At 46.2% G+C, this 12,526-nt stretch carries 11 protein-coding genes; 6 read left to right on the forward strand and 5 right to left on the reverse strand.

Going from position 1 to position 12,526, the window contains the following annotated elements; genetic code table 11:
* Window positions 1–101: 101 nt before the first annotated feature.
* Window positions 102–1,055 carry a hypothetical protein gene (locus tag EML15_RS07250; RefSeq protein WP_144274451.1) on the forward strand — a complete coding sequence of 318 codons (954 nt, stop codon included), beginning with the start codon at window positions 102–104 and terminating at the stop codon, window positions 1,053–1,055.
* Window positions 1,056–1,168: 113 nt separating this feature from the next.
* Here the strand turns inward: EML15_RS07250 and EML15_RS07255 are convergent, their stop codons facing one another.
* From EML15_RS07255 to EML15_RS07270, 4 genes are all read right to left on the reverse strand, one after another.
* Window positions 1,169–2,197 carry an ornithine cyclodeaminase gene (locus tag EML15_RS07255; RefSeq protein ID WP_144274453.1) on the reverse strand — a complete coding sequence of 343 codons (1,029 nt, stop codon included), beginning with the start codon at window positions 2,195–2,197 and terminating at the stop codon, window positions 1,169–1,171.
* Between the two features lie 150 nt (window positions 2,198–2,347).
* Window positions 2,348–3,847, reverse strand: a complete 1,500-nt coding sequence (locus EML15_RS07260) for an amino acid permease (protein WP_144274455.1) — start codon at window positions 3,845–3,847, stop codon at window positions 2,348–2,350.
* Between the two features lie 136 nt (window positions 3,848–3,983).
* Window positions 3,984–4,901, reverse strand: coding sequence for a DUF808 domain-containing protein (locus tag EML15_RS07265; RefSeq protein ID WP_144274457.1), 918 nt, complete (start codon window positions 4,899–4,901; stop codon window positions 3,984–3,986).
* Between the two features lie 64 nt (window positions 4,902–4,965).
* On the reverse strand, window positions 4,966–5,838 hold the full coding sequence (locus EML15_RS07270; protein WP_144274459.1) for a patatin family protein: 873 nt from the start codon (window positions 5,836–5,838) through the stop codon (window positions 4,966–4,968).
* Window positions 5,839–5,935: 97 nt separating this feature from the next.
* Between EML15_RS07270 and EML15_RS07275 the strand changes: the two genes are divergently transcribed.
* The 5 genes from EML15_RS07275 (at window position 5,936) to EML15_RS07295 (ending at window position 11,915) form a co-directional block, all read left to right on the forward strand.
* On the forward strand, window positions 5,936–6,367 hold the full coding sequence (locus EML15_RS07275; protein WP_144274461.1) for an NUDIX domain-containing protein: 432 nt from the start codon (window positions 5,936–5,938) through the stop codon (window positions 6,365–6,367).
* Window positions 6,368–6,612: 245 nt separating this feature from the next.
* Complete coding sequence (locus EML15_RS07280) at window positions 6,613–8,190, forward strand: ABC transporter substrate-binding protein (RefSeq protein WP_144274463.1); 1,578 nt, start codon at window positions 6,613–6,615, stop codon at window positions 8,188–8,190.
* 115 nt (window positions 8,191–8,305) lie between these two features.
* Window positions 8,306–9,232: an ABC transporter permease gene (locus EML15_RS07285; RefSeq protein WP_144274465.1), complete on the forward strand. Its 927-nt coding sequence runs from the start codon at window positions 8,306–8,308 to the stop codon at window positions 9,230–9,232.
* Window positions 9,225–10,220, forward strand: a complete 996-nt coding sequence (locus EML15_RS07290; protein ID WP_144274467.1) for an ABC transporter permease — start codon at window positions 9,225–9,227, stop codon at window positions 10,218–10,220. The genes EML15_RS07285 and EML15_RS07290 overlap by 8 nt, the downstream gene beginning before the upstream one ends.
* A 15-nt stretch (window positions 10,221–10,235) precedes the next feature.
* Window positions 10,236–11,915 carry an ABC transporter ATP-binding protein gene (locus tag EML15_RS07295; protein ID WP_144274469.1) on the forward strand — a complete coding sequence of 560 codons (1,680 nt, stop codon included), beginning with the start codon at window positions 10,236–10,238 and terminating at the stop codon, window positions 11,913–11,915.
* Between the two features lie 69 nt (window positions 11,916–11,984).
* Here EML15_RS07295 and EML15_RS07300 read toward each other — a convergent pair whose 3' ends face one another.
* Entirely contained in the window at window positions 11,985–12,518 is a 534-nt protein-coding gene (locus EML15_RS07300) for a DUF402 domain-containing protein (protein WP_144274962.1), read from the reverse strand.
* Window positions 12,519–12,526: the final 8 nt, after the last annotated feature.

Raw genomic sequence — 12,526 nt, forward strand, 5'->3', positions numbered from 1 at the left:
GAAATAATGCTAGCATTTTTTGCTGTAATACCCTTTGAGAAAACATAGGGTTCTTTGGCAGTTTTCTTCAGGAAAATAAGATACAGATTAAGGTTTGTGAAATGACCAAGTTGAAACGCATCTTAGTGTGCACCGTTGCAGGTGTAGCTGGTTTATCATTAGCGGCGTGTTCCTCTGACTCAGAGAAGAGTGATTCTAGTGCCGCTACTTCAAGCAGTGCAACCAAGAGTTCTAGCACCAAAAAAACCACCACCAGTGCTAAGAAAACAACTTCTCAGCGCACCACAACACGAAAAGCAACAAGCACCAAGAAAGCAGCGACAGCTACTCGCAAAGCAACAACTGCCAAACGAGCTGCTGGTGCTCCTGCAGGCGCTAACAGCGCAGGTACACGCAGTGGTAATTCGGCAGGATCTGCTGGTTCAGGCTCTTCAGGAGCTGGGGCTGCTTCGCGTGTTACTCGTGAACAGCAACAAGCAGCACCAGTAGTGGTTCCTGGAGCCGGACAGAATGGTTTTTCTGAAGAAACCGTTACTGAGCCACGTACAAGTGCTCAAGCTACAGATGCATCTCAGGTAACAGCTACGAATACTGCTCAGCCAGAGAACACATTTGTTGATGTTAACTCTGAAGATTTCACTAAGGCTGAGAACGGGTATGCGTTCAGCTTCGATAATGCTGATGACACCACAAGCTATTGCATCATTGCTGAGGACGCTGTTTCTTGTTTAGCTCAAGCTAGTGATCCAGCTGAAGCTGATAGCAATGCTATTAAAGCTGATCCTGAAGGCTATGATTGGGTAACGATCTCTGCCCCTACCGATACAAAGAAATTAGAAAACAACCAGCGCATCAGAGTTGGCAATAACGTATGCACTAAAGACAATTCTATGTTGGATTGTGCAATCGGTACTGAAGGCGTAATTTTGCGCGTACAAGGGGATGGCACAGTTGAGACAGCTAAAGTAGTAGATTCTGAACCTGTGTCTACTGCAGCACCTACCCCTGACGTCGAGAGCGACTCTGAAGAAGTAGCTACGGAAGAGCAATCATAGGTAGTGCATTAACTGCATTGTTAAAAGATTACCGCTAAAAAATCACCAGTTCGATGTGAACTGGTGATTTTTGTATTTTCTGCAATCTACATGGATAAGATTTTAGATCAGAGTTAGATCAAAGACGGAACATGGGCAACAAGTGAAAAGAGATCCTTAGGATCCTCAGGATCAGCAACAATGTCGATATCTACCTCAAGTTCACTGCCTTTTACGCTATCGCGTAGGTAACGTAGTGCGGAGAAATCATTAATTGCGAAACCAACAGAGTCGAATAGGGTAATTTGATCCTCGGAATCACGACCACTTTCTGCACCAGTGAGCACTTTCCAGAATTCAACAACAGAAAAATCTTCAGGTTTTTGCTGGATTTCGCCTTCAATGCGTGTTTGCTCAGGGAATTCAACGAAAACCTTTGCGCGATCGAGAATTTCAGATGCTAGCTCAGTTTTACCTGGGCAGTCACCACCAACTGCGTTAAGATGCACACCAGGCACAACATGGTGATCAGCCAAAATCTGATTTTGTGCCTTGTCTGCAGTACACGTGGTGATAATATCAGCGCCTGCTACTGCTTCTTCAGTGCTGTTGCATACTGTGATATTAAAACCGAGTGGTTCCATGTTTCGCTTGAACTTTTCAATGGCTTCGGGATCAACGTCGTAAATAGCGATATCTTCGATTCCCATCACGCCGCGGAAACCAAGAGCCTGAAATTCTGATTGAGAACCTGCACCGATCATTGCCATACGACGAGAATCCTTGCGTGCAAGATGACGAGCCACCATGCAAGAGGTTGCTGCAGTGCGCAATGCGGTGAGAAGGGTCATTTCCGCGAAGAATGTTGGATAACCATTATCCACATCAGCAAGCACACCAAAAGCAGTGACAGTCTGGAAGCCGCGTGCTGGATTAGAAGGGTGCCCATTAACGTACTTGAAAGAGTATTCTTCACTATCAGAAGTAGGCATAAGCTCAATGACGCCAAAAGGGGTATGGCTAGCGACGCGGGGAATCTTGTGGAATTTCTCCCAACGCTTATAGTCGCGTTCCAAATAATCGACCATATTAACGATGATATTTTCTACACCATCGCGTTGGATCCACCGAGCCATATTAGGTACATCAACGAACTTAACCATTGTTTCCTTTCTCAATTTTTATGTCTTGTGAACGTATGAAACATAACAATGCTCTGGTTGAGCAATCTCCATACTACGCTAAAAAGAAGGTATCCTGCAGCATAGTGAGAACGGCATATGCTGCAGGATGAGTATCGTATGAATAGTCAGTTATTTACGATGCAAATCACTTTGTGGTGATGCTTGGAACGTCGAAGTGCTCAGATGCTGTTCCTTGCGTTGACGTGCAATCTCTTTAATTCTTCCCCGCCAGCTGTACCACATGATCATAAAAATTGGAATCAGTAATACTGATGATAAAAGGGTATAAGTGCCAATGGGGTAATCGAATGCCATAAGTACAATGACGAGAAGCAAAAATGCAATTGTGAGCCAGTCGCCAACGACACCAAACGGAGAACGATATTGCGGTCTGGTGTATTTGCCTTCCTGAGAAAGGCGCACAAATTTTTGGTGAGCAATCACGATTGCAGCCCAGCTTGCCATTGTTCCTAGTGCGGCGAGGTTAAGCACAATCTCAAATGCCATTTCTGGCACAACATAGTTCAAGAAAACACCTGTCAAGCCAACGCCTGCTGCCATCACAATACCGCCATATGGTACGCCTGTTTTTGACATCCGGGCACCAAATTTGGGGCCAGAGCCTGCTGTGGACATATTGTACATAATGCGTCCTGTGGAATAGAGGCCAGCATTGAGTGAGGAGATTGCTGCAGTAATGACGACAAGCTGGAAAATTGGTGCAGCTGCACTCAAGCCCAGAGAGTCAAAGAAAGTAACAAAAGGTGATACATCTGCTACGTAGGTGGTGTAGGGCAGTACCAGAGTCAACAGCAATACCGAACCGAAGTAGAAGATGAGGATACGGAATAGCACACTGTTAATTGCTTTAGGAATGAGCTTTTCGACGTTTTTTGTCTCGCCTGAGGTGGTGCCAACTAACTCGATACCTGCATAGGCAAAAACTACACCTTGAATTACGACGATAGCTGCTAATAAACCATTTGGTGTCCAACCACCAGCTTCGCCAATGAGTGAGAACCCTACTGCTGATCCACTGGGGTGTCCGAAGATGATTACTCCAATTGCTACCAGCATAAAAATGAGGAGCGCAACTACTTTAATGAGGGAGAACCAGAACTCAAGCTCACCAAATATCTTTACGGAGAGCATATTGAAAAATAGAATCGCACAAATAACGAATAAAGCGAGTGCCCATTGTGGAACGGCATCAAGCCACGATGTGTATTGCGAGAACCACTTAATATAAATTGCTACGGCAGTGGAGTCTGCAACGAGCGTCATAGCCCAGTTTCCCCAGTATAACCAGCCGGTGATGAATGCTGATTTCTCGCCATAAAATTCTCGCGCATAGGAGACAAAGGATCCGGAACTTGGTCGGTAAATAATCAACTCACCGAGTGAACGTAGGATGATATAGCCAAAGAATCCGCAGATAAGATAAAGAATCGCAAGGAAAGGCCCAGCTTGTGAAAGTCTGGAGCCAGTACCTAGTAACAAGCCGGTACCGATGGCGGAACCGATGGCAATCATTTGTAGCTGTCTGGCACCCATGCCCTTTTGGAGTCCAGTGTCCTCCGCGGCAAAAATGTCGCGAGAACTCTCATGGGGTGAAGTTTTTTCACTCATATTGATGTAAAACCCTCTTTCGTGCATTAAGTGTCACTTGTCACACTCGTTAGCAGTCTACATCTAGAGCGATAAGATAAGCGAATAAAACTGTTATCTTGTGATTTTACTCATAAAGCTGCTTAGGGAGCAGACTCTAAGCGTGCTTCTTGTGAAACAGCTGCATAATCACAGCAATAATGCCACCGACAACAGTGCCAAAAACGAGGGAGAGGAAAGTCTCGACCAACCAATGCCATAGACCACCGTTGGGGGCTATCGCGTGCAAAACATGCTCAACTAAGTCATGGAATAGTGGGAATCCTAGTTCTGCCAATCCTGTAATGAGGATATGCCCACCTACCCAGAGCATTGCGAACATTCCGACTATTGATATGACATTGAGGATTTTTGGCATTGCGACAACAAGTGCTCGTCCAATTTTCTGAGTGCTTTCGTTATCTTTTTTGCCTAGTGCAAGGCCGAAATCATCAATTTTTACCAGCAGTCCCACAGCACCATAGACCAAGAGGGTAACTACGAAAGCCACCATGATTAGCACACTAGCTTCCATCCATAAGGGTTGGTTAGCTACCTCATTAAGGGAAATCACCATGATTTCTGCAGACAAAATGAGATCAGTGGTGATTGCGCCACGCACAAGTGTCTTTTCATCTTTGGGTTGGGCAGAGTCTGCTTGACTATCCTCATGAGAGGAATGAGAGAACATCTCAATAATTTTTTCTGCTCCCTCAAAGCAGAGATAAGCGCCACCAACCATAAGGATGGGGGTCAACGCCCAGGGGGCGATGGCATTGAGCAGCAACGCAATCGGCAAGATAATAATGAGTTTGTTAAATAAAGAGCCTCGGGCAATACGCCAAATAATAGGCAGTTCCCTTGCTGGGGTAACTCCTTCCACAAAACGTGGGGTAACAGCAGTATCGTCTATAACTACTCCGGCAGCTTTTGCACTTGTTTTTGCAGCTTGGGCTGCTACGTCGTCTATGCTTGCTGCGGCAGTTTTTGCGATGAGCGCTACGTCGTCAAGTAATGCTGCGAGTCCACCAGCCATGAAAATCCTCCACTTATTTTATCTGCGTGCTATGTCTTTTTTAGCACGCATGACGCTGATGTGTTTAGCTGGCAAAAAATTTAAGCCATGATTGCCACTCTCGTTTGGTTTGTGCCAAGCCAAGTTCGTAGGAGCTTTTGAGTTTCTGATAATCCAATTCACGGGAGCTAACGGGCATTGTCTCTGGGAAGAATAATTGTGCCCTGCCTTGTTTTTCTAGCTCGAAGAGCAATTTTTTGGTGGCATTGTAGTATTTTGGACGTTGAATCATTGCTTCTGCAACAGCCGGCCATTTTCTTAAAGCACGTCTGAGGGCTTTGGGGTGAGCTACTTCAGGGCGTTTGTAATCGCGTGGTCTAGTTAGCAATACGAGGAATTTCTCAAAACCGTCTGCTTGGGCTGCGTCGATAGCTATACCACCAGAGCGCCCTAGTGCACCATCGACGTAGGGGATATTATCAATCCAGGTAATTGGCATAAAAAGCGGCATTGTCGAGCTGGCGCGTACTTGTTTGATCAATGTTGGAGCATCGGTGCTATCTTCTCGACCGAAATAAAAACTTTCTCCGGTATCGGCACGGGTGACGCCAATGCGCAGCGCAGTGGTGCTTTCCTGGTAGCGGGTATAGTCAAAGAACAGATCGGTGTTGTGGGCACTTGATTGTTGTTCGATGTATTCGGAATTGAAGTAGCCTCGGCCTCGAATGAAAGAGTGCCAACCTCCTGCTTGTGAATCCTGTGCGATGTCTACGAAATTTGCCTTTGTGCGGTGTGTATCTTTTGACAAGAAGTTAATTGCATGGGAGGCACCTGCAGAAATGCCGCCTACCCAACCGAAATTGATGTCATTATTTATTAATTCGCAGATACAAGCAGCAGAGTAAGAGTTCCTCATGCCGCCGCCTTCACATACTAGGGCAGTATCCTCAACAATCATGAACAAGTATTGTAAGTGCTAGGTGCGATAAACGCACATGGGGTAGCATTATGCATTACCCAAAAGGGTTATGATATTGCAGGAAGGGAGCATAATAATGCTTAACGACGCTGATCTAGATCAGGAAAAAGTTATTCGTATCGCTGCTGTTGTCCTCCGTAATGATCAAGGGCAAGTGTTGAGCGTCCGCAAAAATAATACGGCGTCTTTTATGCTCCCAGGTGGTAAGCGGGAACAACATGAGAGTGCTCAAGAAACTGCAATTCGTGAGATCTGGGAAGAATTGCGTCTCGAACTAGATCCATCGAGACTGCAGGCTTTAGGAAGTTTTTGTGCGCCGGCAGCAAATGAAGATGGCTATGTGGTGCAATGTGAACTTTTTGATTATTCTCCGGCTGTTGCTGTGACAGAAGTTTTTGCTGAACTGGCTGAGTTTTGTTGGTTTGACTTGGCGTCGGAGGCTGCTTATTCCCAAAGTGTGGCGCCTTTGTCGAAAGATGTTGTGTTTCCCTTTTTGACACAGCTGTGACATAGTAGCGCTGGCTACCTGGATAGGGGATCGAAGGGGTAGCTGCTTATTATTTCTTGTTCAGGATATCTGCACTCTACCTCGTAATATCTATAATTAAATAGTTTTAGTGACTTAAGTCTATAAAATAACTAAATGAGTCCTAGAACTTTATGCTAGGCTTACCGCTTAATTACTGCTTCGGTTGTCTCTACGCATACTGCAGTGGTAGTGATCTCGTGCATTAAATTTGGAAGGTGTATTTGATGAAGTTAAGAAAAGCCATTGTAGCTACTTCCTCACTAGCGCTTATTGCCGGACTTGCGGCGTGTTCTTCTGACTCCACAAGTGGCGGTGAAGACGGCTATGTCGTTGCCAACAACTCAGAGCCACAAAATCCCTTAATCCCAGCCAATACTAATGAGACTTCCGGTGGCAAGATGATTGACTTGCTCTATGCAGGTCTTGTTTATTATGACGCTGAAGGCACGCCGCACAATGACATGGCAGAGTCCATTGAACTTGAAGGTGACAAAACCTACAAGGTGGTACTCAAAGACGGCATTACTTTTGCCGACGGTAGCCCAGTGAAAGCAGAAAACTTTGTCAAAGCATGGAACTATGCGGTAGAAAATAACCAGCTTGCAGCGCAATTCTTCGAGCCAATTTTAGGCTATGCAGAAGGCGTAAAAGAACTCGAAGGCCTGAAGGTCATTGATGACAAAACCTTCACCATTGAACTAAAAGCACCACAATCCGAGTTTACCCTTCAACTAGGGCACACTGCTTTCTATCCACTGCCCGATGAGGCTTTCGACGATATGGCTACCTTTGGTGAGAAACCAAATGGTAATGGCCCTTATAAGTTAGAGAGCTGGGATCACAACTCTCAGGCAATTCTAGTGCCAAATGAGAACTATAAGGGAGATCGTAAGGCAGAAAACAGCGGAATAAAGTTCGTTTTCTATCCTTCGCAAGATGCTGCCTACTCCGATTTGCTATCCAATAACCTCGACGTACTCGATGCAGTACCAGATTCAGCTTTTAGCACCTTTGAGTCTGAACTAGGTGATCGAGCAGTCAACCAGCCAGCAGCTATCTACCAAGGCTTTACGATCCCATCGAAACTTGAACATTTCTCAGGCGAAGAAGGGCAGTTGCGTCGTCAAGCAATCGCTATGGCGATTAACCGTGAAGAAATCACTAAGACCATTTTCCAAGGCACACGTACTCCAGCAACTGATTTCACCTCTCCAGTAGTTGCGGGTTACAACGATAAAATCCCTGGCGCAGAAGTGCTTGCCTATAACCCAGATAAAGCTAAAGAACTATGGGCAAAAGCGGATGCTATCTCGCCATTTACCGGTGAATTCAGCATCGGCTACAACGCCGACGGTGGACACCAAGCATGGGTAGACGCAGTTGCCAACCAAATCAAGAACACTCTTGGTATTGATGCAGTAGGAAACCCATACCCTGATTTCAAGTCATTACGCGATGACATACATTCACGCACCATCCAAGGCGCATTCCGTACTGGTTGGCAAGCAGACTATCCAAGCCAAGGTTCATTCTTGATCTCTGTCTACCACACTGGGGCTGGTTCTAACGACGGCGATTACTCCAACCCAAAGGTAGATGACCTTCTACGCAAAGCTCAAGAAGCAAAGACTCCTGAAGAAGCACAAGAGTTCTACACCCAAGTACAAGAAATTCTGCTCACAGAATTGCCAGGTATCCCATTGTGGTACTCAAATGTGACCGGTGGCTATTCGGAAAATGTTTCTAATGTGACTTACGGCTGGAACTCGGTTCCGCAATACTACAAGATCACCAAGAAATAAAAAGTCATATACAGATGAAACAGCATAATTACCCACTTCATGTGCATAATCGCAAGATGGAGTGGGGTTGCTGTGTTTCATAGAGGACAGAGAAGAAAAAGGGGTTAGGAACCTTATGCTGCGCTATATTGGGCGTCGACTGCTCCAGATGATCCCCGTGTTCTTTGGGGCGACATTCTTACTATATGCACTGGTGTTTTTTATGCCGGGTGATCCTGTTGCGGCTCTTGGCGGCGATCGTGCTTTATCTCCCGCAGCAGAAGCACGAATCAGAGCTGAATATAACTTGGACAAACCATTTATCGTGCAATATTTGCTCTATATTAAGGGTATTTTTCAATTAGACTTCGGCACTACTTTCTCCGGAAGACCAGTAGCAGAAGCAATGGCTAATGCCTTTCCCGTGACCATCAAGTTAGCACTTATGGCATTAGTTTTTGAGGCCATTTTTGGGGTGTTCTTCGGTGTAATTGCTGGAATGCGTCGTGGCGGTATTTTTGATTCCACAGTGCTAGTAATCTCCCTTATCGTCATTGCTGTGCCTTCCTTTGTGGTGGGTTTTGTATTCCAATTTCTCATTGGAGTTAAGTGGGAATTATTGCCAGTAACAGTTGGTTCTAATAAATCATTAACAGCATTGCTCATGCCTGCATTAGTGCTAGGGCTATTGTCCTTTGCCTATGTGGTGCGCTTGACTCGGCAGTCAGTGAGTGAAAATATCCGGGCAGATTATGTACGCACAGCGAGGGCAAAGGGATTAAAAGAAAAAGATGTAGTGTCCAGACATATTTTGCGTAACTCTCTGATTCCCGTGGTTACTTTCTTGGGATCTGATTTGGGAGCGCTTATGGGAGGGGCAATTATCACCGAGGGTATTTTCGGTATTAACGGTGTTGGTGGTGCCATTTACCAAGCAATTCTTAAAGGAGAGCCAACAACTGTAGTGTCGTTTACCACCGTGTTGGTCATCGTGTATATCGTTGCCAATTTGCTTGTTGATTTGCTCTATGCCGTGCTAGATCCAAGGATTCGCTATGCCTAATATACCTCATACCTCTTATGAAAAAGACCTTCCTACCTCAGATAATGCTCATACATTGCCAGGGCAAGAGCGTTTTGTTGCCGATACAGATGAAACAGGACTAGGGGCAGTAGACGCAGTTGTCGATGACAGTGCACCACGTTCAATGTGGGCAGAAGCATGGCGCTACTTACGACGTCGTCCGCTGTTTTGGATATCAGCAATACTTATCTTTATTGCCATTGTCATGGCATTATTCCCACAGGTCTTTTCCCGAACCGACCCAACATTCTGTGAACTTGCAAACTCACTCGACGCGCCACGTTCCGGACACCCCTTTGGCTTTGATCGCCAAGGCTGCGACATTTACGCTCGGACAATTTATGGTGCACGCGCATCTGTTTTGGTTGGAATCCTCACCACAGTAGCAGTAGTGTGTATCGGCACTATCATTGGGGCACTAGCCGGTTTCTTTGGCGGCGTTATCGACTCTGTGTTGTCTCGGATAGTCGATATTTTCTATGCCGTACCCCTGGTGCTTGCAGCAATCGTCGTAATGCAAATGTTTAAGGAACACCGCACCATTATCACAGTGGTCGTCGTGTTAGCGCTTTTTGGATGGACAAGTATCGCTCGTATTACTCGTGGTGCAGTGATGAGTGTAAAAAATGAAGAATTTGTTACCGCAGCTAAAGCCGTAGGAGCATCCCCGCTGCGTAGACTCTACAGCCACATTCTGCCCAATGCTGCCGCTCCTATTATTGTGTACGCAACAGTCGCACTAGGAACTTTTATTGTGGCAGAAGCTACCTTGTCATTCTTGGGCATTGGTTTGCCACCTACCATTGTGTCCTGGGGTGCAGATATTTCTAAGGCACAATCGTCGTTACGCAGTCAGCCAATGGTGTTGTTCTATCCAGCAGTGGCACTGGGGCTTACTGTATTGAGCTTCATCATGATGGGTGATGTCGTTCGAGATGCACTTGATCCGAAGAGCCGAAAGAAATAACCGAGGAGGATAACCATGACACAACCTTTAGTTGAGCTTAAAGACCTCCATATTTCTTTTAGCTCTACCACTGGAACCGTAGAAGCAGTACGAGGGGTAAACCTAAGCATTTACCCTGGTCAGTCCATTGCAATTGTGGGAGAATCTGGTTCAGGTAAATCCACAACTGCCATGTCAATCATTGGTTTATTACCTGGAACAGGCAAAGTCACCGGTGGCGAGATCCGCTATGAAGGAAAAAATATCGCCCACCTCTCCAATAAAGAAATGATTGCTTATCGTGGTTCTCATATCGGACTTGTCCCTCAAGACCCAATGAGTAACCTCAACCCAGTATGGCGCATTGGTACGCAGATCAAGGAAGCACTCACTGCTAATGAAGTAGTGCCGCGTGAGCAGATGAACCAACGCGTGCTTGAACTCTTAGACCAGGCAGGACTACCTGATGCCCAGCGTCGGGCGAAGCAATATCCACATGAATTCTCTGGAGGTATGCGCCAACGCTCCCTCATAGCCATGGGACTTGCAGCTCATCCCAAGCTGCTCATTGCCGACGAACCGACATCAGCACTTGATGTGACAGTGCAGCGTCGTATCCTCGACCACTTGGATACTTTGACCAAAGAAATGGGTACAGCAGTGCTGTTTATTACTCATGATCTTGGTTTGGCAGCAGAACGTGCAGAACATCTTGTGGTAATGCACCGCGGACGAATAGTGGAGTCGGGGCCAAGTCTAGAAATTCTGCGCAATCCACAACATCCATATACTCAGCGTTTGGTACAAGCTGCCCCTTCCTTGGCTTCTGCTCGTATCCAAGCAGCACAGACGCAAGGTGTGCAAACCACAGAGCTTTTGCGTAGCGATAGCACAGAAGAAACCGAGGAAGTTATCCGCGTGGAAAACCTCAGCAAAACTTTCCACGTGCGTGGTCAACGCGGTGATAAGGCAGAACTCAAAGCTGTCGACAACGTCAGTTTTTCATTGCATAAATCTAGCACTTTGGCATTGGTTGGTGAGTCGGGCTCTGGTAAATCAACAGTAGCGAATATGGTGCTCAACCTTATCGATCCCACCTCGGGTAAAGTTTTTTATCATGGAACTGATTTGTCTACCTTAGGCAAAAAAGAACTCTTTGATATGCGTCGTAAGTTACAAGTGGTATTCCAAAATCCTTATGGTTCCCTTGATCCGATGTATTCGATTTATCGCTGTATCGAGGAACCACTTGTGGTACACAAAGTTGGCTCGCGCAAGGAACGAGAAAAGCGGGTTGCTGAACTTTTAGATATGGTTGCCATGCCACGTTCGACGATGCGCCGATTCCCGAATGAGCTTTCCGGCGGACAACGCCAGCGTATCGCTATTGCGCGTGCTTTGGCCCTAAAACCAGAAGTAGTTGTGCTTGATGAGGCAGTATCAGCATTGGACGTATTGGTGCAGAACCAGATTCTGCAGTTACTTGCTGATTTACAAAGCGAACTAGGATTGAGCTACCTCTTTATTACGCATGATCTGGCGGTTGTGCGTCAGACTGCTGACCATGTGGTCGTCATGCAAAAAGGTGCTGTCGTAGAGCAGGCGAGTGCGGATGAGCTCTTTAGCGCGCCGCGACAAGACTACACGCGTGATTTGATTAATTCAGTCCCCGGTTTAGGCATTGAATTAGGTACCGGTATGGTTGAGAACTCTTGACCCTAGAGCCGTAAATCATTGCGCATATATGGAGATTATGATCGTCGCGTTCTCGTGACGGTCATACTTTTATTGAGCAGGCATGAGTGTGACATCTTGTGCCCAGCTCACATTAAAACCTATGGCACTCAGCCAGCGCAAAGGATCATCATCATTTCTGGCTATGCCGTCGACGGCACTCAAGGCATTATTGATTGCCTTCTCTGCTTCAACGGCATCGATGAACCCGGCTGCTATTGCTGCCATGAGTTCATCAACATCGTCAATGCGCACAGGATTACCACGAGTCCATAACAGATCGAGGTAAAGATCGCGGGTCTGCCAGATTCCCTCATGCTCAGTTATGCTCACTAAGTCAAAATATAGGTCTTCACGTCGGATAATGTTTGGTCGATAGTGAAAGATATTGGCTCGTAAGCCAACGCGTGGCAATAACCAACTCTCTAAGTAGCCGAATTGCGGATGATTTGCCCCGCGTGCCATATAGAGTCCGTCGTTTGTGTTGCGGAAAATATCAACTTGGCGTTCGATGCCTTTAGGGTCGATATTGATGAGTGTAGTAGTGTCAAAAATTTCTTTTTTAATAGGGTGCAGGTCAGTCATTGGTGCCA

Source organism: Corynebacterium sp. sy017 (assembly GCF_017918135.1).
Taxonomy (GTDB): Bacteria; Actinomycetota; Actinomycetes; order Mycobacteriales; family Mycobacteriaceae; genus Corynebacterium.

Excerpts from the sequence above, each read along its gene's own strand:
- EML15_RS07250 (WP_144274451.1), top strand. The coding sequence starts at position 102 with ATGACCAAGTTGAAACGCATCTTAGTGTGCACCGTTGCAGGTGTAGCT.
- EML15_RS07255 (WP_144274453.1), bottom strand. The coding sequence starts at position 2,197 with ATGGTTAAGTTCGTTGATGTACCTAATATGGCTCGGTGGATCCAACGC.
- EML15_RS07260 (WP_144274455.1), bottom strand. The coding sequence starts at position 3,847 with ATGAGTGAAAAAACTTCACCCCATGAGAGTTCTCGCGACATTTTTGCC.
- EML15_RS07265 (WP_144274457.1), bottom strand. The coding sequence starts at position 4,901 with ATGGCTGGTGGACTCGCAGCATTACTTGACGACGTAGCGCTCATCGCA.
- EML15_RS07270 (WP_144274459.1), bottom strand. The coding sequence starts at position 5,838 with ATGATTGTTGAGGATACTGCCCTAGTATGTGAAGGCGGCGGCATGAGG.
- EML15_RS07275 (WP_144274461.1), top strand. The coding sequence starts at position 5,936 with ATGCTTAACGACGCTGATCTAGATCAGGAAAAAGTTATTCGTATCGCT.
- EML15_RS07280 (WP_144274463.1), top strand. The coding sequence starts at position 6,613 with ATGAAGTTAAGAAAAGCCATTGTAGCTACTTCCTCACTAGCGCTTATT.
- EML15_RS07285 (WP_144274465.1), top strand. The coding sequence starts at position 8,306 with ATGCTGCGCTATATTGGGCGTCGACTGCTCCAGATGATCCCCGTGTTC.
- EML15_RS07290 (WP_144274467.1), top strand. The coding sequence starts at position 9,225 with ATGCCTAATATACCTCATACCTCTTATGAAAAAGACCTTCCTACCTCA.
- EML15_RS07295 (WP_144274469.1), top strand. The coding sequence starts at position 10,236 with ATGACACAACCTTTAGTTGAGCTTAAAGACCTCCATATTTCTTTTAGC.
- EML15_RS07300 (WP_144274962.1), bottom strand. The coding sequence starts at position 12,518 with ATGACTGACCTGCACCCTATTAAAAAAGAAATTTTTGACACTACTACA.